The following is a 23,743-nucleotide window of genomic DNA, read 5'->3' as shown; positions in this document are numbered from 1 at the left end:
GGCCTGAAACATGATCCTGTAAATGATAAATGATAGTTGATCAACTTTGATTGAGCTCATGAACGGAACCAGTCAGCCCCCGATTCTCGAGGCCCGCGGTATCACCAAATCCTTTGGCGGGTTCTGCGTGGTCAACGGCATTTCCCTGGATTTGGGAGCCGCGGAGATCCTTGGCGTGATCGGACCGAACGGCGCCGGCAAGTCGACGCTTTTCAACCTTCTCGCCGGCGCATTGCCGATTGATGCAGGGAGCATCCATCTTGCGGGCAAGGACCTGTCCCAAGCCCGTCCCGAAGCCAGGATCAAGTCAGGACTCGGACGCACCTTCCAGATCCCCCGGCCGTTCCCCCGCATGACGGTCCTGGAAAACGTCATGACGGCGGCACAGAACCAGCATGGCGAAAGCCTGCTGTCCGCGCTGATCGCACCGCGCCAGGTTGCTGCGCAAGAACGAAGCAACGCAATCCGCGCCCGTGATCTTCTCGATTTCGTCTCGCTCTCGCATCTGGAGGATCAGCCCGCCTCCGTGCTTTCGGGCGGACAGCGCAAACTTCTCGAGCTCGCCCGCGTGCTCATGGCCGAGCCGAAAGTCATCCTGCTTGACGAGCCGGCCGCCGGGGTCAATCCCGCCCTTCTCGACCTGATCATCGACCGCATTCACGCCATCAACAAGCTCGGGATCGCGGTTCTGCTAATCGAGCACAACATGGAGATGATCGCCCGGCTCTGCCCGCGGGTCATTGTCATGGCAGCCGGCAAGGCGCTGGCCGAGGGCACGCCGGAAGAGGTCACCAAACGTGCCGATGTGATCGATGTCTACCTCGAAGGAATGCCGGCATGACCGCGCTGTCTGTCGCCGGTCTAAACGCCGGTTATGATCCGGATCTCCCCATCGTCAAGGGCGTGAGCTTTGACATCACCCGGGGCGAGGCCGTCTGCATTCTTGGCCCCAACGGCGCCGGAAAATCGACGATGATCAAGGCGATAGCCGGACTCGTGCCTTGCTTTGGAGGCTCCGTTCGGCTCGGGCAGACCGATGTGACTGGGCTAGCCCCCCATGTGCTGGTGCGCAATGGCATGGGGTTCGTGCCCCAGACCGAGAACATCTTCACCCGCCTGACCATTCTCGAAAACCTGCAGATCGCGGCACAGTTGCTGCCAAAAGCCGAACGCTCTGGCCGCATCGCAGCCATGCTCGACATGTTCCCGGACCTTGCAGCCCGGCCCGGCGAACTGGCGGGCGCGCTTTCCGGCGGCCAGCGCCAGATGCTCGCCGCAGCCCGCGCCCTGCTGACCGAACCGCAGGTGCTCATGCTCGACGAACCTTCCGCCGGCCTGTCCCCGAAGCTTGTCGGCCAGGTGTTCGATACACTGCGCCGGATCTCGGAAGCCGGTGTGACGCTTGTGCTGGTCGAGCAGAATGTCCGCGCGGCCCTGGCGCTGACAGAACGGGCACTGGTCCTGGTTGACGGCAAACTCGCCCATGATGGCCCCACGGACGCGCTGCATGACGGCAAGCTGCTGGGCGAACTCTTCCTCGGCCATCGCGCCGCGGAGGCTGCCACATGAACCCGCAAGCCATCATCGACGGCCTGATAGCCGGGTCGACCATCGGTCTCGGCGCCATCGGCCTGACGCTGACTTACTCGATCCTGCGCTTTGCCAACTTCACCCATGGCGATTTTCTTGCCTGGGGCGCCTACCTGACGCTCACGGTTGCCGGCGTCCTCGGCGGCCTCGCCGCCGGGCTCGGCGCGCCGGTCTATCCCTTCAGCTTCGGATGGGGGCTACCGCTTGCCATGTTTGGCGGCGTGGCTCTGACCGTAGCGCTGACGCTTGGTCTCGATCGCATTCTGTTCGGCAAGCTGCGCGCCCGCGGCGCCGACGCCATCATCATCGTCATGGCGAGCTTCGGCGCGTCGATGGCGTTGCGGTCGCTGCTCGAGTTCATCTTCACCGCCAAGCCGGCTTACTTCACCAAGGCGCTGCAAATTGCCAAGCCACTGGGCCTTGGCATGCGCGCCACACCGGATCAGTTGCTGGTGATCGGCCTGACCGCTCTTCTGGTGGTGATCCTGCACCTGCTCGTCACCCGCAGCGCCACCGGCAGGGCCATGCGGGCGGTCTCCGAAAACCCGAGCCTTGCCGGGGTCTACGGCATCAATGTCGACACCGTCATCCGCGTCACCTGGATCATCGGCGCGGGCCTCGCCTGCATCGCCGGGGTCATGGCCGGACTGCTGGTCCAGATCCGGCCCTACATGGGTTTCGATCTGCTGCTTCCTTTGTTCTCGGCAGCCATTCTCGGTGGCATCGGCTCCATACCAGGCGCCATGCTGGGAGGACTGATCATCGGGCTTGCCGAAGCTTTCGCGGTCCAGATCGTCGGCGCGGAATGGCGCGCCGCCATCTCCTTCGTCATTCTTGTGCTGGTGCTCATGCTGCGTCCGCAGGGCCTTTTCGGCCAGAAGGGGGCGTGAATGGAACTCCTCGCTTACGCCGCCTTTTTCCTCACCATCGCGCTCACCTACGCGATCATCTGCCTGGGGCTGAATGTGCAATGGGGACAGACCGGATTGTTCAATGTCGGCATCGCCGGCTTTGTCGGCCTCGGCGCCTATGTCTCGGCGGCGCTGACGACCCCTGACGCAGCCGAACGCATCGGCGGTTTCGATCTTCCCATTGCATTCGGCTGGCTCGCGGCCATGGCGGCCGGAGGTGCACTCGCGCTCGCGGTCGGCCTGCTCACGCTCAGAATGCGCTCGGACTACCTGGCGATCACCACCTTCGGAATTGCGGTCGCGCTTCAGCTCGTCTTCCAGAATACGGAGAGCCTCACCGGCGGCGCCTTCGGCATGGCCTTCATTCCACGCCCGTTCTCCGGCCTGCAGGGAGAAGCCTTTGCCTTCAACACTCTCAACCTGGCGCTGACCGCAGCAGTCGTTCTCGTCTGCTATCTGCTGCTTGAGCACCTTCTGCGAAGCCCATGGGGCCGCGCTCTGCGGGCGGTCCGCGAAGACGAGATCGCAGCCCAGGCGCTCGGCAAGAACCCGGTCCTGTTGCGCATCCAGGCTTTTGCGCTCGGCGGTGCGATCATGGCGCTGGCCGGCGCTGTGCAGGCCCATTTCATCGGCTTCATAGCACCTGGCAATTACCTGCCGATGATGACATTTCAGGTCTGGGCGATGCTGATCGTCGGCGGTTCCGGCAACAATCGCGGCGCGATCCTCGGCGCGGTTCTGGTCTGGGCCATCTGGGCTTTGTCAGGCGCATTGATTTCGGAGGTCTTCCCCGCCGATCAGCAGGCCCGCGCCGCATCGTTGCAGATCGTCATCATCGGCGTGATGCTCTGCGTCATTCTATTGTGGAGACCCCAGGGCATACTGCCCGAGGTACGCTCCGTATCTCGTCATCTCGGACGCCGCAACAAGGACATTCAATCATGAAGCCCGACCGCAAGGATCTCGCCCCCGGACTCTCGATCAGCCGTATCTTGACCGGCCTTTGGCAGGTTGCCGATCAGGAGAAGGACGGCGTCACTCTTGACCCGGTCGCGGGCGCCAAGGCGCTTGCCGAATATGCCGCCGAAGGCTTCGACACTTTCGACATGGCCGACCACTACGGTACCTCCGAGCTAGTCACCGGCGAATTGCTTCGCAGCTGGCAGGGCGGCGACCGCCCCCGGGCCTTTACCAAATGGTGCCCGGAACCCGGCCCGATGACGCCGGAGATTGTCCGCGCCGGTGTGCAGGAACGTCTTGATCGCCTTGGCGTCAAACGCGTCGACCTGCTCCAGTTTCACTGGTGGACCTTCGAGCATCCCGCCTGGCTCGATGCGCTGCACGAGATGAAACGGCTCCGGCAGGAAGGCCTGATCGGCGAGATCGGCGTCACCAATTTCGACGCCGCCCATCTCGATCTGGCGCTGGCCGAAGGCATTCCGCTTGTCTCCAACCAGGTCTCGTTTTCATTGATCGACCGCCGTGCCTCCGGCCATCTGGCAGACATCTGCAAGAAGCATGGCGTTCATCTGCTGGCCTACGGCACGCTGTGTGGCGGGTTCCTGTCCGAGCGCTGGCTCGGCAAGCCCGAACCGGAAGCCGTCAAGGACTGGAGCGGATCGAAATATCTCAGGTTCATCCACGCCGCCGGAGGCTGGGCCGGCTACCAGGGAATACTCGCGGCAGCCGACACCATTGCCCGCAAGCACGGTGTCTCGATCTCCAACGTCGCCACGAGATGGGTGCTGGAGCACTCCCATGTCGCAGGCGTCATCGTCGGCGCGCGGCTTGGCGAAAACCAGCACCGTGCCGACAATCTGCGGCTGTTCCAGTTCGAACTCGACGCGGAAGACCATGCACGTCTCGACCAGGCTTTTGCCGCGACCCGCATGATCCCCGGCGATTGCGGCGACGAATACCGCCAGCCGCCCTTCCTCACCGCATCGGGCGATTTGAGCCACCATCTGGCCGAGATGCCAAGCGCCATGCAGGCCGTCACCGATCCGGACAATCCCGACCGTGCACGGGTCTTTTCCGGCTCGCTCTGGGAACCGATCGCCGGCTATTGCCGCGCGCTGCGCGATGGCGACCGCATCGTGGTTTCGGGAACGACCGCCACCCACGGGGTTGATCGAACGGTTGCCCTTGATGACGCCGGCGCCCAGACAACCTACATTCTCGACAAGATCGCGGCATCGGTGCGGGCGCTGGGCGGAGACCCGAAGGACATCTTGCGCACCCGCATGTATCTGCGTGGCGAGGAAGACATCGAGGCGGCGGCCCGCGCCCACGGGCTCCGCTTCACCACCAATCCGCCCGCCAACACGACCTTCCTGGTGGGCAACCTGATCGGCGATTTCCGGGTCGAGATCGAGGCCGAGGCCGTGGTCAGCCGGAAACGGGACTAGCGGCGTTCCGGCTCAGATCCCGAGCCGGTCCCTGAGGCGATAGACCGCAACCGAAGGAGCCAGAAACCACGGGTTTCCGGTATAGAACGGCCGGGTCTGGAACGGAATCTGGCTGAAAGCACCGAGATCCGTGTCGACGCCAGCGACAGCCTTCCCGAGCCTTGAGCCAAGATACCCGGCCATTCCGACACCCGAACCGCAATAGCCCATGGCGTAGTACAGCCCCTTGTCTTCGCCGCAATGCATCAGTGTGTCGAAGGTAAAGGCCACGATCCCGGCCCAGGAATGGCTGATGCGGGTGTGCGCAAGCTCGGGAAACAGCCGAACGAGCTCGGCCAGCAGCTTCGGTCCGCTCTTGCGCGGATCTGTTTCCTGCAAAGACACCCGCCCACCGAACAGGATGCGCTTCCGGTCCGGCGACGGCCGGTAGTAGTAAACCAGCTTGCGCGTGTCCGACAGGATGCGGTTGGTGGGAAACAGCCGGTCCATCAATTCGGCGGGAATTTCCTCGGTGGCAATGACGTAGGACCCGATCGGGATTACCCGCCGCTGCTGCCATGGCGACAAGGGTCCTGTGTAGCCATTGGTGGCGATGATCACCTTCTTGGCGCGGACCCGCCCCTTGTCGGTCGACACTTCAAATCCATGGGCTGACCGCTCGAGATCGTTCACCCGGCACTGGCTGATGATGCTCGCACCTGCCGCCTTCGCCACGCCAAGAAGCCCCGCATGATACTTGCCGGGATCAAGGCTCGCATGCTTGGGAAAGACGACGCCGCCATTATAGGCATCCGTGCCGAGCTCCTCGTGCTGGTTGCCGCGGGGCACCATGAAGGCCCCGGTCTCGAAGCCGGGATGCCGGGTCTCGCAGTCCTTTGCAAGCTTGTCATACTGCCCCGCCGTATGCGCCCCGTGGAAGCGGCCGACAACGCCGAAATCGCACTCGATCTTTTCCTCGTCCACGAACCGGGCCACATGATCGAGCGAGGCCTGGCCTTCCTTCAGGATGGCGATCGCGCGAGCCTCGTCGTAGCGCTGCTTGAGCGTTGAAAAAGAGGGTTTGACGCTGGTGGAAATCTGCCCGCCATTGCGGGTGCTGCAGCCGAAACCTGCCGCCTCGGCGTCAACAACGATTGTTTCAAGACCGGCGCGCGCGGTCTGCACCGCCGCATGCAGACCGGTGTAGCCCGACCCGATGATCAGCACGTCCGCGGTCGCGGGCGGCTTCGTCAAATCGTCCGGCTGCCGGGGGCTCGCCTCCCACCAGTAGGGCATAGGCTTGAAGTCTGGAGTGAAACAATCGTTCGGCTTTGCCATCTTATGTTCCTGCATGGTCGGAGAGGATCATGTCGGCGCCCTTTTCGGCCACCATGATTGTCGGCGCATTGGTATTGCCCGAGGTCACGGTCGGAAAAACCGAGGCATCGATCACTCGAAGATTGTCCAGCCCGTGCACCTTCAGCCTCGGGCTGACGACGCTGTCACCCGTGTCGCTGCCCATCCGGCAGGTGCTCACCGGATGGAACACGGTACCCGCCCGTTCCCGGATGTCGGCAATCATTTCCTCGTCGGTCTCCACCTGGCGTCCCGGGCGGATTTCTTCTTCGAGGATTTCCGCGAAGGCGGGAGAACCGGCGAGACGGCGCAGGAACCGCGCTCCCTCGAGTTGTTCGGCAACGTCATGGTTGGTCGACAGATAGTTCGGATGGATCGCCGGCGCTGCAAACGGATCGGAAGATTTCAGTTCCAGGTAACCGCGGCTGGTCGGCCGTGTCGGCTGTGTCCCCATGATCACGCCGGAGAACGGGTCCGGGCTCATCAGCGGCCGTTTGCCGGGCGGCGCCTTGGTGTAGCTGACCGGCGAGAAATAGAGCTGCATGTTGGGACGTTCGAGCTCCGGCCGCGTCCGGATGAAGCCGCCGGCCTGGTTCACTCCCAGCGACAGCGGGCCCCTGCGCCTGAGCACATAATTGATGCCGTGGCGCAGCTTTCCGATCAGCGGCCTGAGCTCGTCATTGAGCGTCTTCACCCCGGCCTTGTAGGTGTGGTCGATGCACAGATGATCCTGCAGGTGCTGGCCGACATTCGGCTGGTTATGCACGACCTCAATGCCATGCCGTTTGAGCGTTCCCGCCGAACCGACCCCGGACAACATCAAGAGCTGCGGCGAGTTCACCGCGCCGCCTGACACGATAACCTCCCGCCCGGCAAACACCCGTTCGGTTTTGCCATTGCGGACGTATTCCACGCCGGTGGCACGTGTCCCTTCGAACAGGATCCGCGTCGCATGGGCGCGCGAGATCACAGTCAGATTCTTCCGCCTGCGCGCCGGATTGAGATAGGCCCGTGCCGCCGACATGCGGAAACCGCCACGCGCAGTATTCTGGTATAGCCCGATACCTTCATTGCTGACGGCATTGAAATCGGGATTGTAGTTCAGCCCGCACTGTTCCCCCGCCCGGATGAAATTCTGGCAGGTCGGATGCAGGTCCCGCTCCATCGTCGAAACATAGAGCGGGCCGTTGCCGCCGCGCCATTCGGTCTCGCCCCGGTCGCTGGTCTCGCTTTTCTTGAAATAGGGCAGCACGTCGTCCCAGCCCCAACCGGCATTGCCCATCGCTTCCCAGTCGTTGAAATCACCCGGATGGCCGCGGATATAGACCATGGCATTGATCGACGACGACCCGCCGATCACCTTGCCGCGCGGCCAGTAGCTCACACGGTTACCCGTACCGGGATCGGGCTCGGACCGGTACATCCAGTTGATGCGCTTGTCATAGAACGCCATGCCGTAGCCGATCGGCATCCAGATCTTGAAATTGAGGTCATGCCCGCCGGCCTCGAGCAACAGCACCGAATATCTGCCGTTCTCGGTCAATCGGTTGGCGAGCACACAGCCAGCCGAACCTGCGCCAACAATCACGAAGTCAAATTTCTGCACGGGGTGCGCCACTCTTGGGTTATGGGCTCAGGTCTGGGGTTTGTCGCGTTGCACCAGGATCGACACCAGCGCCAGCAGTGCCGAGCCGATCATCAGGAAGAACGAAACCGCATTGAGCACCGGCGTCGAGCCGACCTTGACCATCCGGTCATACATGGTGATCGTCAACGGCGCTTCCGAGCCGACAAGGAACAGTGTCGTGTTGAAATTCTCGAACGAGACCAGGAAGGCCACGATGCCGGCAGCCGCCATCGCCGGAAACAGGAACGGCAGCGTGATCGTCCGGAGCACACGCACACGGCTGGCGCCGAGATTGTAGGCCGCTTCCTCCATCGACGCATCGAACTTCTTGAGGCGCGCAATGATCACCAGCGAGGTGATCGTGGTGATGAACGAGAACTGGCCGAGCACCACGAGCACGATGCCCGGGCGCAGGAAATCCAGATCAAGCGACAATGCTTCTTCCGCACCATTGGCGATGTTGCTGGCGAGCAGCAGGATGGAGATGCCGAGAATGACGCCGGGAATGACCAGCGGCAGCACCATCATGATGTAGAAGAAGTCCTTCGCCGGAAATTTGCAGCGCACGAACAGGAACGCGTTGCAGGTCCCGACAAACACCGAAAGCAGCGACACGCCACTTGCGATCACGAAGGAGTAGTAAAGCCCGCGCAGCAGCCTCCGGTCATGGAACATCCCGAGTTTCGGTTCGGAATCGTTGAAGAACCAGTCCAGCGTGAAGCCCTGCCAGGGCAGTGACGGGAACTGCGAATCGTTGAAGGCGAACATGCCAGCGGCAACCAGCGGTGCCGCCAGGAACACGAAAAACAGAGCCACGTAAATCTGGTAGCTGGCGAGAAAGGCGGTGTTGGGTTTGATAGCCATCAGCTTCGCGCCACCGTGCTGTTGAGTGTCTGACCGGAGAGCTTGAGCCCGCCCCAGACCACCAGCGAAGTGAAGGCCAGCAACAGGAAGCCGAACGCGGCGCCCGATTCCCAGTTGTAGCGGGTGATGAACTGGTCGTAGATCTGCTCTGTAAACCAACTCGAGTTCTTGCCGCCCAGCAGGATCGGCGTCAGGTAGCTGCCCGCCGTCAGCATGAACACGACGATGCAGCCCGAAACGATGCCGGGCATGGCATAGGGAATGATGATCCGCCTGAGCACGGTCGGCCCGTTGCCGCCGAGATTGTAGCCGGCCTCGACCATCGCATCGTCCATACCGTCGAGCGTCGACACAAGCGGCACGATCATGAACAGGATGACCGTGTAGACCAGCCCCATGATCACGGTGGCATCGTTGTAGAGAAACTCGACCGGCGTGCTGACCAGCCCGGCCCATTGCAGGCTGCTGGAGATGATGCCGGTTTCCCTCAAGAGCAGGATCCAGCCGAAGGCGCGGATCAGGTCGCTCACCCAGAGCGGAATCAGGCACATCAGGAACAGCGCCCCCCTGCTTCTGTGTCCGGCGATCTTGGCGATGTAATAGGCGATCGGGAACCCGAGCAAGAGCGCCAGCACTGTCACCAGCAACGACATCGACCCGGTGCGGATCAGGGTGTTCCAGTAGATCGGCTCGGCGAAGAAATTGATATAGTTTTCGAGCCCGAACTCGTACGTCCGGGGCGCCACCTTTTCCCGCAGCGAGATATAGAACATGCCCAGATGCGGCAGGACGATAAGCAGCAGGATCCACAGCGCGAAGGGCGCAAACAGCAGGATCAGTGACAGACGCTTGATATCCCTCTGCTTCATCTCTTCGCCCTCAAGCCTTGAAGCTCATGGTCTGTTCCGGCGACCATGAAAGCGTGACGTCATCCCTAGGCTTCAGATCCTGCGGTCCGCCCGTCAGCACCACATCGGCCTCGATCAGTTCGCCGGCACGGTCCCTGACCAGAACCCGGCTGTTGGCGCCGTTGAACAGGATACTGTCGACCCTTCCGTCGATCACGTTCTGGCCGCTGCCCGTCTGGCCTGCCGAAATCCCGGCCTTTGCCGCGGTGATGAACTCCGGTCGGACAAAGGCGCTGACCTTGTCGCCGACACCCGGTGCGCCTGCGCCGCGAATGGACCCGCGCATCGCAAGGCCTGCCTCGGTTTCCACCTCAACCGTGTTGCCCTCGACGCGGGTCACCCGGCCGGCCCAGCGGTTGGTGTCGCCGACAAACCCTGCAACGAAGGCGGCGGAGGGATTGTGATAAAGCTCCTGCGGGGTCCCGATCTGGACGAACTTGCCCTGGTTCATGATCGCCACATTGTCCGACATGACCAGTGCTTCGGACTGATCGTGGGTGATATAGACAAATGTGGTGTCGAACTGGTGCTGCAGCAGCTTCAGCTCGATCTTCATCGCCTCGCGCAGTTTGAGGTCCAGCGCGCCGAGCGGCTCGTCGAGCAGCAACACGTCCGGATCAAGCACCATGCAGCGCGCGATGGCGATCCGCTGCTTCTGGCCTCCGGACAACTGGCTGATTTCGCGGTTAGCAACATCGGGCAGCGAGATGCGCTCGAGAACGTCATGCACCTTGCTGCGGATGACTTCCTTGGAAGCCCCCGCGCAGCGCAGACCGTAGGCGATGTTCTCGTAGACGTTCATCATCGGGAACAATGCCAGGTGCTGAAACACCATCTTGACATTGCGCCGGTTCGGCGGCGTGCCGATGACGGACTTTCCCTTGATCCGGATATCGCCGGAGGACGGCTGCTCGAAACCGGCAATCATCCGCATCAGGGTGGTCTTGCCGCATCCCGACGGCCCCAGGATAGAGAAGAAAGAGCCTTTCGGGATCTCGAACGAGACGTCGTCAACGGCTCTGACCGAGCCGAAATGCTTCTGGATCCGGATACATTCCAGATCGTTCTCGGTGTGTGCTTGCATCGAGTGCCCAGTGCAGTGTGTCGTATCAGGTCTTTGGAATTTCAAGTGCGGCTACACAAGACATGCTGCGCAGCCGCACTTTGTTTCATCTGGCAAAGGCGTCAGCCCAGGCTCATTCCGAGCCAGTGGCAGCCTTGATCTTCTCCAGCGTCTTGCCTTCCATGTCCTCGACGCCCGCAGGGATGTTGGCGAAGAACTTCAGATTGGCGATGTCTTCGTCGGTGAAGGCGGCATTGACAGCAGCCTTCTTGTCATCAGGCAACAGGTCCTTTGCGCCTTTGACGGAAGCCCGCGATCCTGTGCTCGCCGACATGATCTTCACATTTTCAGGTTCGAGAACGAAATTGATCCACTTGTAGGCGGCATCGTCGGCCTCGCCCTTGCGCGGCAGTGCGAAGGTGTCGATCCAGGCCAGCGCACCGGTCTTCGGCGGCACGAAGACAATGTCCTTGTTCTCGGCATAGAGCTTGTAGGCGGTCGAGTCCCAGGTTTCCGAAGCCACGATTTCGCCCGACATCATCATGGCCGAGAGGTCGTCGCCGCCCTTCCAGTAAGCCTTGAGATTGTCCTTGCAGGCGATCAGCTTGTCGGCGACCTTGTCCAGGATCTCCTGGTATTTGTCGAGGTCGGCATAGGCCGCAAACGGGTCCTCGCCCATATCAAACGCCATCCCAAGAAGGATCGTGCGCCGCAGGCGCATCGAGGTCTTGCCCGCATATTGCGGGTCGCAAAGGTCGCCCCAGGCCTTCACGTCCGGCGCCATGGTCTTGTTGGCCATCAGGCCGGAAGTGCCCCACTGGTGCGGCACGGCATACACTTCGCCGTCGATTGTCGTGTTGGCTTTCACACCATCGAGCAGCTTGGGCTCCATGACCGACGTATCGATCTTGGAAAGATCCATCGGCTTGTAGATGTTATATTCCTGCTGCACGGCAAAAATGCGGTCGTGGCTTGGCTGGGCGAGATCGAAGCCGGCGCCGCCTGTGGCGCGCAGCTTGGCGACCATTTCCTCGTTGTTGGAGAAAGTCACCTCGACAGTGATGTCGGGATACTTGGCTTCGAACTTCTTCACCAACTCTTCAGGAGCGTAGGAGCCCCATGTCAACAGGCGCAAGGTCTCGGCCTGCGCCGGTACGGCTGCCATGACTGTTGTGGCCAAAAGCCCGGCAATTGCTAGTTTCATGATCATATTGAACTCCCTTTGAACCCTCTGAACATCAGCGCTTTATTGCTTATAACCCGCGCAGATGGGATGAAGCGTAGCCCCTCATTGGTCTGCACCGCATATCCATTATAGATATTTTTCCATACCAATTTTCTGAATCGGCCCGCTCCGCCGGCAGGATTTATCCGACGCGAAAATCCATGCAGCCATTCATCCGGCACGGCGTCCAGCGCAGGACTTTCCCCAAACGAGGAAATCCCGGCCTTCAGGCTAACAGCTGCGCCAGCACATCAACACCCTGCCTGATCTCGCTCTCGCTCGCGGCGCCGTAGCCGATCACCACGCCCTTTCGCTCGATCGGAGCAAGACAGTAACGGCCGATCCCCGACAATGTCAGGCCCGCCGCACTTGCCGCCTCGATGAACTCAGTCTCGCTTCGTTCCGTATCCCTGAAGTAACCGACCGTATGAAAACCCGCCAACGCGCGCTGAATGTGCATATACGGCTCAAGCTGCCGGCTATGCTGATGCAGGATCTCGTGACGCTTCCGGTAGTGCTGCCGCATCGTTCTGATATGGGTTGAGAAGTGCCCTTCATCGATGAAGTCGGCAACGATCGCCTGCGGCCAGGTCGGAACTCCGCTGAGAGCGGCGGAGAATAGGGTCGAGATCACGTCAACCATGCCGGCGGGCGCCACCAGAAATCCGAGGCGAAGCGACGGGAAAAGCGTTTTGGAGAATGTCCCGACATAAATTACCCGGCCGTTGGTATCGATGCTTTTCAGCGTCGGAAGCGGCTGGTCGCCGAAATAGAAGTCGCCATCGTAATCATCCTCGACGATATACGCATCGGCACGATCCGCGGCGTCCAGAAGGGCCAGGCGCCGCGCCAGGCTCAGAACCTTGCTCAAGGGTTGCTGGTGCGAGGGCGTGACAAAGGCCAGCCTAAAATCCGGGGCTTTCGCCAGTCCATCCTCGACGACAATTCCTTCATCGTCCACCGCCACCGGGACAAGCTCGGCGCCCTGCGAGATGAAGGCGTTGCGGGCACCGATCGCGCCCGGATTCTCGAACCAGACCTTCTCGCCGCGGTCCAGCAGAAGATTGCCAATGAGCGAGAACGCCTGCTGCGCTCCGCCGACGACAAAGACCTGCTCCGGGTCGCACTGGATGCCGCGGCTGGCATTGAGATGCGTCGCGATGGCCGCGCGAAGCCGGGGCAAGCCATAGGGGTTGCCATACCCCATGACCGCATCCCGGTCGGATCTGAGGTGACGCGCCGAAAGCCGCGCCCATTGCGCCATCGGAAAGAGGTGCAGCGCCGGCAGCGCGGTGACAAATGCCTGCGACTTGTGCGGCAAACGCCGCCGTTCGGCAAACAGCGCCCGCGCCTGGATCACCGACGGGGACAGTCGCGGCTGCCGCCCGGCATCCCTCGTTGCCGTTTGCGGTACAACCGGCGCCCTTCCGGTCATGGTGTGACTGACAAAAGTGCCGGCACCGATATGCGATTCCAGCAGCCCTTCGGAGATGAGGCGGCTGACGGCATCGAGCGCCGTGGTCCGCGACACCCCCAGTTCGCTTGCAAGCGTCCGCGTAGCCGGCAACCGCTCGCCGCCGTTCAATCCGCCCGACAGAATGATATCGCGCAGGCCCATGTAGAGCTGCACGCTTATTTTCCGGTCGAGACTTCTGTCGATCCGGATTGAGGAGAGGATGGCTCCGGCCTTGGTTTTCATGGCGCCCCTCGTTACAGAAAAAAATTGGTCTGGAAGCTTTGCGAGATTGGACCTTATCGTAAGTCCAATCGACCCGCTACGGTTTCGAAAACGTCGGCATGGAATCGCAAGAACATGAAAATCGCTCACATCGAAACCTTCACCAACGAATTCGTCTGCTTCGTCAAGGTCACGACGGATACAGGCGATATTGGCTGGGGCCAGGTCGCCCCTTACTATGCCGATATCACGGCGCAGATCGTTCACCGGCAGGTGGCGCCCTACGCACTTGGCCAGTCGGCGCTCGACATCGAGTATCTGGTCGATCTGATCCCCGAGAAAGAACACAAGTTCCCCGGCTCCTACCTGAAGCGGGCGATTGGCGGGCTCGACACCGCGCTATGGGATCTGCGCGGCCGGGTCGAGGGCAAACCTGTCTGCGAGCTGATCGGCGGCACCCCCGGAACCATCCGCGCCTATGGCTCATCCATGAAACGCGACATCACGCCGAAAGACGAGGCCGCACGGCTGAGCCGCCTGCGCGACGAATTCGGTTTTGACGCCTTCAAGTTCCGGATCGGCGCCGAATGCGGCCGCGGCAAGGACGAATGGCCCGGACGCACCGAGGAAATCGTGCCCACCATGCGCAAGGCCATGGATGACAGTGTCGCCTTGCTGGTCGACGCCAATTCCTGCTACTCACCCGAACAAGCCATCGAGATCGGCAAGATGCTCGAGCAGAACGGCATCAGCCATTTCGAGGAGCCCTGCCCCTACTGGGAATACGAGCAGACCAAAAAGGTCACCGAGGCGCTCTCGATCGATGTCACCGGCGGTGAGCAGGACTGCGAACTCCCGAACTGGCGCTGGATGATCGACATGAAGGCCGTCGACATCGTCCAGCCCGACATCTGCTATCTCGGCGGCCTGACCCGCACTTTGCGGGTGGCAAACATGGCCCACAAGGCGGGTCTGCCCTGCACGCCCCATTGCGCCAACTGGTCTATGGTGACGCTGTTCACCATGCACATGCTGCGCGCCATCCCCAACGCCGGCAAGTACCTCGAATTCTCGATCGAGGGCGAGGACTACTATCCCTGGCAGGACGGCCTCTTTGTCGAATCCCCCTATGCCATTGTCGACGGCAGGGCGACCGTGACCAACGCTCCCGGCTGGGGCGTCGAGATCAGCCCGGCCTGGCTCGAGCAATCGAAACACCAGATCAGTTCGCTGGGAGCCTGACCCGTGCTCACGCAACCCGACAGCCTGCTCCGCTACATCGAAGATGCCAGCGGGCTTGATCTTCCGCGGGGCCATTTCATCGACGGTGGCTTTCGCGCCCCGCGCGCCGGACGCTCCATGCAAAGCGAGGATCCGGGACAGGGCGAGGCCTTTGCCGAATTCGCCCGTGGAGATGCCGAAGATGTCGCCGACGCCGTCGCAAGTTCACGCCAGGCCTTCAGCTCCGGATGGCGAAGAACCCCGCCGGCGGAACGCGGACGCATCCTCGCCCGCACCGCGGAGCTGATCCGCCGAAACTCGGAACGGCTCGCCATCGTCGAGTGTCTCGACAGCGGCAAGCCGATAGCTGAAGCCCGCGGCGACGTTTCCGGTGCGGCCCGGACATTCGAATATTATGCCGGCGCCTGCGACAAGCTGGAGGGCCACGTCTTCCCGCTGCCGTCGGACTATGTCGGCTACAGCCAGTTCGAGCCGGTGGGTGTCACCGCTCACATCATTCCGTGGAATTTCCCGATCTCGACCGCGGCCCGGGGCATCGCCCCGGCGCTCGCCGCCGGCTGCACCGTGGTGGCCAAACCCGCCGAGCAGACGCCGTTCACGGCGCTGCTGCTGGCCCAGTTGCTTTTCGAGGCCGGACTTCCTGCCGGCGTCTGCAATGTCGTGACCGGCACCGGTCTCGAAGTCGGCGCGACACTGGTGGGCCACAAGGACATCGACCACGTCACCTTTACCGGATCGGTTGCCACCGGCGCCAGCGTCATGCGCGCCTGCGCCGAAAACGTCACCCGCTCGGTCATGGAGCTCGGCGGCAAGTCGCCGGTTGTCGTTCTGAATGATTGCGACTTCGACAGCACCATCGCAAATGTCACGGGCGCCATTTTCGAGCATGCCGGGCAGATCTGTTCCGCCGGCTCCCGGCTGGTGATCGAGGCCGGAATTCACGACCGCTTTGTCGAGGCGCTGGGCCAGAAGGCCAAAGCGATATCGCTTGGTCACGGGCTTCGCTCTCCAGACATGGGGCCGGTCAATTCGGCCTTGCAGCGGGAGAAGATCCTCGGTTTTCTCGAAAGGGCGCACGAGCGCGGAGCCGAGTTCATTTCCGGTGGAAAGGCATCCACCGATCCTGAAACCGGCAAGGGCTATTTCATCGAACCGACCATCGTCGCCGACCGTCCGATGGATGACGAACTCGTGCAGGAGGAGATTTTCGGCCCGGTCCTCACCGTGCAGAAAGCCGATGATGCCGAACACGCGCTGGATCTAGCCAACTGCACCCGCTTCGGACTGGTCGCCGGTGTGTTCACGGGCAATTTCTCAAAAGCCCATCAGCTCGCCCGCGACATCGATGCCGGCCAGGTCTACATCAACGAGTATTTCGCCGGCGGTATCGAAGTCCCCTTCGGTGGCAACAAGCAATCCGGCTTCGGCCGCGAAAAGGGTCTCGAAGGGCTGAAGAGCTACTGCAAGGTCAAGAGTATCGCCGCCCGTATCAGCTGATACTGCAGTTCGCCTGATAGACAGCACGGACGCCGGGAGGTGGAACTGTCTTGGCATAGGCAGGCATCGGGTTTGAATTGTCCGGCACCCTGTTTTGGCTGTAGAAGGTTCGGATGAAACACTGTCAACTTGGATCATCCGGCCCGAGCGTTTCCGCAATAGGCCTTGGATGCTGGAATTTCGCGGGGCCCTACGGCCCCACCACCGAGCAGGAGAGCCACGAGACCCTTGCGGCTGCAAGGGATCTCGGGATCAACCTCATCGACACGGCCAATGTCTACGGCATGGGCGTGTCCGAAACGGTGATCGGCAATTACCTCCGCAAAAACCCGGGACACTTCAGGATTGCCACCAAAGCCGGTATCCGCCGGGACCCCGCCACTGGCGCGCGGCGCTTCGACAACTCGCCGGAACACCTCCGGAGCGAACTTGAAGCATCCCTCACGCGGCTAGGCGTCGATCATGTCGATCTCTTCTATGTCCACCGCCGCGAGGCGGACCGGCCGATCGAGGAGGTGACTGGTACGCTTCTACGCTTTGTCGAGGAGGGCAAGATCGGCGGCTTCGGCTTTTCGGAGATCGCGCCGAGCTCGCTGAGACTTGCGCACGCTGTCGCCCCGGTAACGGCGGTCCAGAGCGAATACTCGCTGTGGACCCGGCAACCCGAATTGGGGATGGTTCAGGCCTGCAAGGATCTTGGCGTCGCGATGGTGGCCTTCTGTCCGCTCGGGCGCGGCATCTTCGCAAGCCGGGCTCCCGATCCGGCGAATTTCGGTCCGGCCGATTTTCGCAAGCCCAATCCGCGATTCACCGAGCCCAACCTGACCCGCAACATCGAAGCCGTTGCACCCTTCAAGGCCTATGCAAGCGACCTCGGCACCACGCCGGTCGCCCTGGCCATCGCCTGGCTCCTGAGCCGCGGTGACCATGTGATCCCCATCCCCGGCACGCGATCGGCTGACCATCTGCGGGAATGCGCCGACGGCGCCGCACTCGAACTCGGCGAAACGGAGCTCGCGGAAATCGAGCGGATCCTCCCGGTCGGGTTCGCCCATGGCGACCGCTATTCACGCGAACAGTCAAACGGCGTCGAAGGCTACTGCTGAGCAGAGCGAGCGATGCGAGTAACGCTTCCTCCCCCGCATCCCCTGCAGGGTGAGTGACTGTGGCGCAATTTCGGGAAACCACAGAAACCGGGTTGCCAGCCAACCAAAAATGCATAAAATTTGGTCATGGAAGTTTTTTATGCAGATGCGCCGGAAACACCGGCAACGCTCCCGAAGCCAATTCCGCGCAGGTTGCGTGACGGGCTGCAAATGCTGCTCCAGTCGATCTACCCGGACAGCGATCACTCCGCACTGCTTGAGAAGACGATCGCGGCTTTCTGGCCCGGAGACGAGAAACCCAAGCGCCGCGGGCGTACGCCGGCCAACACGCTGTGGTCCGAACGCGACAGCTACGTCATCACCTATGGCAACAGCTTCGTGAACGGCGAACACAAGCCGCTCGACCTGCTGTTCGATTTCCTCGAAAGCCGCCTCAATGGCATCGCCACGGGCGTGCATATCCTGCCCTATTTTCCCTACACCTCGGATGACGGCTTCGCCATCACCGACTACTACGCCGTCGACAGTGGCCTGGGCGCCTGGGAGGATATCGGCCGCATTGCCGAAAAATTCCGGCTGATGTCGGATCTGGTGATCAATCACTGTTCAAGCCAGAGCACCTTCTTCAACGAGTATCTCCTCGGCCACGCGCCCTACGACAGGTTTTTCTTCGAAGCCTCGCCGGACGACGATCTGTCCATGGTTGTCAGGCCGCGCGCGCACTCGCTTCTCAGGGAAGTCGAGACCGCCAACGGCACCCGGCATGTCTGGTGCACGTTCAGCCACGACCAGGTGGATTTCGATTTCTCCAATCCCGAGGTGCTGCTGGAATTCCTCCGCATCCTCCGCTTTCACATATCGAAGGGCGTCAGGACCCTGCGGCTGGATGCGATAGCCTTCCTCTGGAAGGAGATCGGATCGCCCTCGATCCATCTGCGCCAGACCCACGAGATCGTCCGCCTGATCCGGCTGCTTGCCGACTACACCAGCGAACCCCTGGTGCTGCTGACCGAGACCAATGTGCCCAATGCCGAGAACCTCAGCTATTTCGGCAATCGCAACGAAGCCCACATGGTCTACAATTTCTCGCTGCCGCCCCTGCTGCTGCATGCCCTGCTTCACGGCACCTCGAAGCATCTCAACGCCTGGCAGATGTCGATGCCACCGGCGCAGCTCGGATGCACCTACTTCAATTTCACCGCCTCGCATGACGGCATCGGCATGCGCCCGGCGGAGGGCCTGTTGAGCGAGGAGGACATTCAGCGCGTCATCGACACCGCGGAGAAATTCGGTGGCCGTCTCTCCATGCGCAAGATGCCCGATGGCGGCACCCGCACCTACGAGATCAACATCGCCCTGTTCGATGCATTGAAGGGAACGATCGAGGGCGAGGATGAGTGGAACGTCGAGCGCTTCCTCTGCAGCCAGATCATCGCCATGGGCCTCGAGGGCATTCCCGGTTTCTACATTCACTCGCTTCTCGCCACCGGCAACGACCAGGACGGCGTCGAAAAATCCGGTCACAACCGCGCGATCAACCGTCATCGCTGGCACTACCCCGACCTGTTGGCGCGGCTTGATGATCCCGCCAGCCGTCATGCCCGGGTGTTCAACGCCCTGACCGCGATCCTCAAGACCCGCTCGGAGCAGGCTGCGTTCCACCCCAATGCCACCCAGTTCACGCTGCAGCTGGGTGAGCCGTTCTTCGGCTTCTGGCGGCAGAGCATCGATCGGTCGCAAAGCATCTTTGCAATCCACAACCTCACCAACAAGCCCGCATCCATTCCCCTCATGTCGCTCAACCTAATCGATGGAGACACCTGGACGGACCTGATCTCCGGCGAGGACATCAGGGCGTTCGGGGGAGATCTTCAGTTCGCACCTTATCAATGCCGCTGGATCACCAACTGAATGGTGACCATGTGAGCGCCATCGATGTCCGAAACCTGATTGTCTTCAGCGATCTCGATGGCACGCTTCTCGACCACGGCAACTACGCCCATGCGGCAGCGGCTCCGGCACTGGCGAGATTGCGGCAGCTTCGGGTTCCGCTCATTCTCGCCTCGAGCAAGACCGCCGCCGAAATCGCTCCGCTGCGCAAGGAACTGGGCTTCGACCATTGTGAAGCCATCGTCGAGAACGGATCCGGCATCCTTGAGGCGCGCGGGGAAAGCACTTCCACCGAAAGCAGATACCTGTTGATCCGTCAGGCGCTGGCCCGGCTGCCAGCCTCCCTGCGTGCTCAGTACCGGGGATTTGCCGACTGGAGCACAGAACAGGTTTCAGAGTTCACCGGGCTTTCGCTCGCCGAAGCCGAAAAAGCCCGCAAGCGCCGGTTTTCCGAACCTGGCCTGTGGCTTGGCAACGAAGAGGACAAGGCGAGCTTTGTCGAAGCAGCCACCGCAATGGGGCTGACCGCGCAGCAGGGGGGCCGGTTCCTGACCCTGTCATTCGGCGGCAACAAGGCCGAGCGTATGATGGAGATCGCGGCCTGTAATGCGCAGGCAGGCAGAAAACCGTTTGTCGTCGCACTTGGCGACGCGCCCAATGATCTGGCGATGATCGAGCGGGCGGACCTGGGTGTCATCATTCCCAATCCCGCCCATTCCGGCATTCCGCCATGCGAGGGCGAGGCCACGGGCAGGATCATCCGGGCGGAGGCCGCCGGTCCAGAGGGCTGGAACCAGGTCATCATGTCGCTGCTCGATCACGCAGAGAACAACAGGAGCTGATATGGCCGATTTTCACCAGAATGGCAGCGTGGCGACCCTCCACAACCTCAGCCGCATGCCGCTCGAGATGATGGAAAACCAGCTGCGCCAGTTTTCCGCCACACGAAAGATCACGCTGATCCTGCCATCGCTGTTCTCGGAACTTGGCCGCGACGCCCTTTCCGGAATCCTCGATGAACTGAGTGGCGCCACCTATATCAACCACATCATCATCGGACTGGATCAGGCCAACGAGGAACAGTACCGCTTTGCCCGTCAGTACTTCTCGCGGCTGCCGCAGAAGCACGACATCCTCTGGAATGACGGCCCGCGCCTGAAGGCCATCCACACCAAGCTGGAGGCCGCCGGTCTGGCGCCCAACGAACCCGGCAAGGGCCGCAATGTCTGGTACTGCATTGGCTATGCCCTGGCTTCGCAGAATACGGACGTCGTCGCCCTGCATGACTGCGATATCACCACCTACTCGCGCGAGATGCTGGCGCGGCTGGTCTACCCGGTGGCCAATCCGGCCTTTCCCTATCAGTTCTGCAAGGGCTACTACCCGCGGATCGCCGACGGCAAGCTCAACGGCCGGGTTTCAAGGCTGCTGGTCTCACCGCTGCTGCTGTCGATCCAGAAGGTCTGCGGCCACCTCGATTACATCGAATATCTCAAGGGGTTTCGCTATCCGCTTGCCGGTGAATTCGCCATGCGGGTGAGCATGCTCCCCGACATGCGCATTCCCTCGGACTGGGGCCTTGAAATCGGCGTCCTGTCTGAAGTCTGGCGCAACCTGTCGAACCGCTCGGTCTGCCAGGTCGACATCTCCGATGCCTACGATCACAAGCATCAGGACCTGTCCAAGGCCGATGCAAGCACGGGCCTGTCACGCATGTCGGTGGATATCTCCAAGGCGCTATTCCGGAAACTCGCCACCGACGGTGTGGTCTTCAACCAGGAAACCTTCCGCACCATCAAGGCAACCTACTACCGCACCGCACTCGACCTGATCGAGATGTATCACAACGACGCGCTGATGAACGGGCTTTACACCGACCGGCACCAGGAGGAAGAAGCCGTGGAACTGTTCGCGGCCAACATCGTCGCCGCCGGGCAGATATTTCTGGAGAACCCGATGGAAACACCGTTCATTCCGAACTGGAGCCGGGTGCAGTCAGCCGACCCGGACCTGTTGCGCACCATGCATGAGGCAGTCGCGGCCGACAGCACAGAGATCTAAGCGACCCACACCGCCGCAAAGTCATTGAAAAATGCAATTCGGGCGCGGACGGAAAACTCCATCCGCGCCCGATGATCTTGATACCGTAATCAGGCTGCGAGGTCGAAACGGTCCGCGTTCATGACCTTGACCCAGGCGGCGACGAAGTCGTTCACGAACTTCTGCCTGGCGTCGTCCTGGGCGTAAACCTCGGCATAGGCGCGCAGGATCGAATTCGAGCCGAACACGAGGTCGACGCGCGTCGCCGTCCACTTGACCGAACCGGTCTTGCGGTCGCGGATCTCGTAGATGCCGCCGTCGACCGGATTCCAAGTGTTGCCCATGTCGGTCAGGTTGACGAAGAAGTCCGTCGTCAGCGCACCTTCGCGGTCGGTGAAGACGCCATGCTTGGTACCGGCGAAGTTGGCGCCGAGCACGCGCATGCCGCCGACCAGGGTCGTCATTTCCGGCGCGGTCAGACCCATCAGCTGCGTGCGGTCGAGCATCATCTCTTCCGGGCTGACGACGTAGTCTTTCTTCTGCCAATTGCGATAGCCGTCGGCGAGCGGTTCGAGAACGTCGAAGGATGCCGCATCGGTCATCTCGTCGGTCGCATCGCCACGGCCCGGAGCGAAGGGAACGGAGACATCGTAGCCGGCGGCCTTCGCCGCCTTCTCGACACCCACATTGCCGGCGAGCACGATCACGTCGGCGACGCTGGCGCCATATTCGGCTGCAATCGGCTCGAGGAGGGCAAGGACTTTGGCCAGGCGAGCCGGCTCGTTGCCGTCCCAGTCCTTTTGCGGAGCGAGGCGGATGCGTGCGCCATTGGCGCCGCCGCGCATATCCGAGCCGCGATAGGTCCGGGCACTGTCCCAGGCGGTCGAGACCAGTTCGGCAACGCTCAGGCCGGATGCCGCGATCTTCGCCTTGATGGCCCCGACATCGTAGTTGTTCGGGCCGGCCGGAACCGGATCCATCCAGATCAGCTCTTCACTTGGAACGTCCGGGCCGACGTAACGAACCTTCGGGCCCATGTCGCGGTGGGTCAGCTTGAACCAGGCGCGGGCGAAGGTGTCGCGGAAGTAGTCCGGGTCGGCCATGAACTTTTCGCAGATGGCGCGGTAGGCCGGGTCCATCTTCATGGCCATGTCGGCGTCGGTCATGACCGGCATGCGGCGGATCGACGGATCGGTGGCGTCCACCGGCATGTGTTCTTCCTTGATGCCGACGGGCTGCCACTGGTTGGCGCCGGCAGGGCTCCTGGTGAGTTCCCACTCATAGCCGAACAGCAGCTCGAAATAGCCCATGTCGAACACGGTCGGGTTGGTGGTCCATGCACCCTCGATGCCCGACGTGATGGCGTTGGATGCCTTGCCGCCAAGGTTCGGGTTGATCCAGCCGAAGCCCATGTTCTCGACGTCCGCAGCCTCGGGCTCGGTGCCGAGCGTCGCGGCATCGCCATTGCCGTGGGTCTTGCCGACGGTGTGGCCGCCGGCGGTCAGGGCGGCGGTTTCCTCGTCATCCATGGCCATGCGGGCGAAGGTCTCGCGCACCTGCGCCGCGGTCTTCAGCGGGTCGGGCTGGCCGTTGACGCCTTCCGGGTTGACGTAGATGAGGCCCATCTGCACGGCGGCAAGCGGGTTTTCCATCGTGTCCGGCTTGCCGACATCCTCGTAGCGGTTGTCGGACGGAGCCAGCCATTCTTTCTCCGCACCCCAGTAGGTGTCGATTTCCGGGTGCCAGATGTCATTGCGGCCGAAACCGAAACCGAAGGTTTTCAGGCCCATGTTTTCATAGGCGATCGTGCCGGCGAGGATGATCAGGTCGGCCCAGGAGACGGCGTTGCCGTATTTTTTCTTGAGCGGCCACAGCAGGCGGCGGGCCTTGTCGAGGTTGCCGTTGTCCGGCCAGGAGTTGAGCGGCGCGAAACGGATATTGCCGGCGCCGGCGCCGCCGCGGCCATCGGCCAGGCGATAGGAGCCCGCGGAGTGCCAGGCCAGGCGGATCATCAGGCCGCCATAGTGACCATAGTCTGCCGGCCACCAGTCCTTGCTGTCGGTCAGCAGCGCATGCATGTCCTTCTTCAGGGCTTCGATATTGAGCTTCTTCAGCTCGTCGCGATAGTTGAAGTCCTTGCCAAGCGGATTGGTCTTGGTGTCATGCTGATGCAGAATTTCCAGATTGAGCGATTTCGGCCACCAGCTCATGACACTGCTGCCCGTGATGGTGTTGCCACCGTGCATGACGGGGCATTTTCCCACTTTGTCTATGGCGTTCATTTTCGTCTCCGATCCTGCCTGCGTTAACTGCTTCATCCAATGATGAAGATCTTGAAATCTCTGGGTTTGACAACTCT

Annotated in this window: 19 protein-coding genes; 11 read left to right on the top strand and 8 right to left on the bottom strand. The window is 61.8% G+C overall.

All coding sequences use genetic code 11. The features are described 5' to 3' along the window. Nucleotides 1-58: 58 nt before the first annotated feature. The 5 genes from O4H62_RS23205 to O4H62_RS23185 are packed head-to-tail and all read left to right on the top strand — an operon-like array spanning nt 59 to nt 4,909. Complete coding sequence (locus tag O4H62_RS23205) at nt 59-841, top strand: ABC transporter ATP-binding protein (RefSeq protein ID WP_269391252.1); 783 nt, start codon at nt 59-61, stop codon at nt 839-841. Beyond that, nucleotides 838-1,569, top strand: a complete 732-nt coding sequence (locus O4H62_RS23200) for an ABC transporter ATP-binding protein (protein ID WP_269391251.1) — start codon at nt 838-840, stop codon at nt 1,567-1,569. Before O4H62_RS23205 ends, O4H62_RS23200 begins: the two co-directional genes overlap by 4 nt. Further along, nucleotides 1,566-2,480 carry a branched-chain amino acid ABC transporter permease gene (locus tag O4H62_RS23195; protein WP_269391250.1) on the top strand — a complete coding sequence of 305 codons (915 nt, stop codon included), beginning with the start codon at nt 1,566-1,568 and terminating at the stop codon, nt 2,478-2,480. Before O4H62_RS23200 ends, O4H62_RS23195 begins: the two co-directional genes overlap by 4 nt. Next, nucleotides 2,481-3,446 carry a branched-chain amino acid ABC transporter permease gene (locus O4H62_RS23190; protein ID WP_269391249.1) on the top strand — a complete coding sequence of 322 codons (966 nt, stop codon included), beginning with the start codon at nt 2,481-2,483 and terminating at the stop codon, nt 3,444-3,446. It abuts the gene before it with no gap. Beyond that, nucleotides 3,443-4,909, top strand: a complete 1,467-nt coding sequence (locus O4H62_RS23185) for an aldo/keto reductase (RefSeq protein WP_269391248.1) — start codon at nt 3,443-3,445, stop codon at nt 4,907-4,909. The genes O4H62_RS23190 and O4H62_RS23185 overlap by 4 nt, the downstream gene beginning before the upstream one ends. A gap of 12 nt (nt 4,910-4,921) precedes the next feature. Here O4H62_RS23185 and O4H62_RS23180 read toward each other — a convergent pair whose 3' ends face one another. The 7 genes from O4H62_RS23180 to O4H62_RS23150 form a co-directional block, all read right to left on the bottom strand. Then, on the bottom strand, nt 4,922-6,226 hold the full coding sequence (locus O4H62_RS23180) for an NAD(P)/FAD-dependent oxidoreductase (RefSeq protein ID WP_269391247.1): 1,305 nt from the start codon (nt 6,224-6,226) through the stop codon (nt 4,922-4,924). Nucleotide 6,227: 1 nt separating this feature from the next. After that, nucleotides 6,228-7,850: a GMC family oxidoreductase gene (locus O4H62_RS23175; protein ID WP_269391246.1), complete on the bottom strand. Its 1,623-nt coding sequence runs from the start codon at nt 7,848-7,850 to the stop codon at nt 6,228-6,230. Between the two features lie 27 nt (nt 7,851-7,877). After that, complete coding sequence (locus O4H62_RS23170) at nt 7,878-8,735, bottom strand: ABC transporter permease (RefSeq protein ID WP_269391245.1); 858 nt, start codon at nt 8,733-8,735, stop codon at nt 7,878-7,880. After that, nucleotides 8,735-9,604: an ABC transporter permease gene (locus O4H62_RS23165; RefSeq protein WP_269391244.1), complete on the bottom strand. Its 870-nt coding sequence runs from the start codon at nt 9,602-9,604 to the stop codon at nt 8,735-8,737. The genes O4H62_RS23170 and O4H62_RS23165 overlap by 1 nt, the downstream gene beginning before the upstream one ends. A gap of 10 nt (nt 9,605-9,614) precedes the next feature. Continuing rightward, entirely contained in the window at nt 9,615-10,727 is a 1,113-nt protein-coding gene (locus tag O4H62_RS23160) for an ABC transporter ATP-binding protein (protein ID WP_269391243.1), read from the bottom strand. A 112-nt stretch (nt 10,728-10,839) separates the two neighbouring features. Next, the gene (locus O4H62_RS23155) at nt 10,840-11,916 is read right to left on the bottom strand and encodes an extracellular solute-binding protein (RefSeq protein WP_269391242.1); all 1,077 of its coding nucleotides are present in this window, start codon (nt 11,914-11,916) and stop codon (nt 10,840-10,842) included. A 241-nt stretch (nt 11,917-12,157) separates the two neighbouring features. Continuing rightward, a complete protein-coding gene (locus O4H62_RS23150; protein ID WP_269391241.1) occupies nt 12,158-13,630 on the bottom strand; it encodes a PLP-dependent aminotransferase family protein in 1,473 nt (490 codons plus the stop codon). Between the two features lie 24 nt (nt 13,631-13,654). On the opposite strand from O4H62_RS23150, the gene O4H62_RS23145 reads away from it, so the two are divergent. The 6 genes from O4H62_RS23145 (at nt 13,655) to O4H62_RS23120 (ending at nt 21,405) form a co-directional block, all read left to right on the top strand. Beyond that, complete coding sequence (locus tag O4H62_RS23145; protein WP_269391240.1) at nt 13,655-14,851, top strand: mandelate racemase/muconate lactonizing enzyme family protein; 1,197 nt, start codon at nt 13,655-13,657, stop codon at nt 14,849-14,851. Nucleotides 14,852-14,854: 3 nt separating this feature from the next. After that, on the top strand, nt 14,855-16,348 hold the full coding sequence (locus tag O4H62_RS23140) for an aldehyde dehydrogenase family protein (RefSeq protein WP_269391239.1): 1,494 nt from the start codon (nt 14,855-14,857) through the stop codon (nt 16,346-16,348). A 113-nt stretch (nt 16,349-16,461) separates the two neighbouring features. After that, the gene (locus O4H62_RS23135) at nt 16,462-17,454 is read left to right on the top strand and encodes an aldo/keto reductase (RefSeq protein WP_269391238.1); all 993 of its coding nucleotides are present in this window, start codon (nt 16,462-16,464) and stop codon (nt 17,452-17,454) included. A gap of 126 nt (nt 17,455-17,580) precedes the next feature. Further along, entirely contained in the window at nt 17,581-19,365 is a 1,785-nt protein-coding gene (locus O4H62_RS23130) for a sugar phosphorylase (RefSeq protein ID WP_269391237.1), read from the top strand. 11 nt (nt 19,366-19,376) lie between these two features. Next, nucleotides 19,377-20,186, top strand: coding sequence for an HAD-IIB family hydrolase (locus tag O4H62_RS23125; protein WP_269391236.1), 810 nt, complete (start codon nt 19,377-19,379; stop codon nt 20,184-20,186). Between the two features lies 1 nt (nt 20,187). Then, on the top strand, nt 20,188-21,405 hold the full coding sequence (locus O4H62_RS23120) for a glycosyl transferase (RefSeq protein ID WP_269391235.1): 1,218 nt from the start codon (nt 20,188-20,190) through the stop codon (nt 21,403-21,405). A gap of 89 nt (nt 21,406-21,494) precedes the next feature. Here O4H62_RS23120 and katG read toward each other — a convergent pair whose 3' ends face one another. Beyond that, complete coding sequence (katG, locus tag O4H62_RS23115) at nt 21,495-23,666, bottom strand: catalase/peroxidase HPI (RefSeq protein ID WP_269391234.1); 2,172 nt, start codon at nt 23,664-23,666, stop codon at nt 21,495-21,497. Between the last annotated feature and the right edge of the window lie 77 nt (nt 23,667-23,743).

The sequence above is a fragment of the Parahoeflea alexandrii genome, assembly GCF_027214025.1.
Taxonomy (GTDB): Bacteria; Pseudomonadota; Alphaproteobacteria; order Rhizobiales; family Rhizobiaceae; genus Hoeflea; species Hoeflea alexandrii_A.
This window is presented reverse-complemented; position numbering and strand designations above follow the sequence as displayed.

Bases quoted from the DNA above. Each gene is read 5' to 3' on its own strand.
- O4H62_RS23130 (WP_269391237.1), top strand. From the start codon at position 17,581: ATGGAAGTTTTTTATGCAGATGCGCCGGAAACACCGGCAACGCTCCCG.
- O4H62_RS23160 (WP_269391243.1), bottom strand. From the start codon at position 10,727: ATGCAAGCACACACCGAGAACGATCTGGAATGTATCCGGATCCAGAAG.
- O4H62_RS23200 (WP_269391251.1), top strand. From the start codon at position 838: ATGACCGCGCTGTCTGTCGCCGGTCTAAACGCCGGTTATGATCCGGAT.
- katG (WP_269391234.1), bottom strand. From the start codon at position 23,666: ATGAACGCCATAGACAAAGTGGGAAAATGCCCCGTCATGCACGGTGGC.
- O4H62_RS23135 (WP_269391238.1), top strand. From the start codon at position 16,462: ATGAAACACTGTCAACTTGGATCATCCGGCCCGAGCGTTTCCGCAATA.
- O4H62_RS23180 (WP_269391247.1), bottom strand. From the start codon at position 6,226: ATGGCAAAGCCGAACGATTGTTTCACTCCAGACTTCAAGCCTATGCCC.
- O4H62_RS23170 (WP_269391245.1), bottom strand. From the start codon at position 8,735: ATGGCTATCAAACCCAACACCGCCTTTCTCGCCAGCTACCAGATTTAC.
- O4H62_RS23195 (WP_269391250.1), top strand. From the start codon at position 1,566: ATGAACCCGCAAGCCATCATCGACGGCCTGATAGCCGGGTCGACCATC.
- O4H62_RS23205 (WP_269391252.1), top strand. From the start codon at position 59: ATGAACGGAACCAGTCAGCCCCCGATTCTCGAGGCCCGCGGTATCACC.
- O4H62_RS23165 (WP_269391244.1), bottom strand. From the start codon at position 9,604: ATGAAGCAGAGGGATATCAAGCGTCTGTCACTGATCCTGCTGTTTGCG.
- O4H62_RS23190 (WP_269391249.1), top strand. From the start codon at position 2,481: ATGGAACTCCTCGCTTACGCCGCCTTTTTCCTCACCATCGCGCTCACC.
- O4H62_RS23185 (WP_269391248.1), top strand. From the start codon at position 3,443: ATGAAGCCCGACCGCAAGGATCTCGCCCCCGGACTCTCGATCAGCCGT.
- O4H62_RS23150 (WP_269391241.1), bottom strand. From the start codon at position 13,630: ATGAAAACCAAGGCCGGAGCCATCCTCTCCTCAATCCGGATCGACAGA.
- O4H62_RS23155 (WP_269391242.1), bottom strand. From the start codon at position 11,916: ATGATCATGAAACTAGCAATTGCCGGGCTTTTGGCCACAACAGTCATG.
- O4H62_RS23120 (WP_269391235.1), top strand. From the start codon at position 20,188: ATGGCCGATTTTCACCAGAATGGCAGCGTGGCGACCCTCCACAACCTC.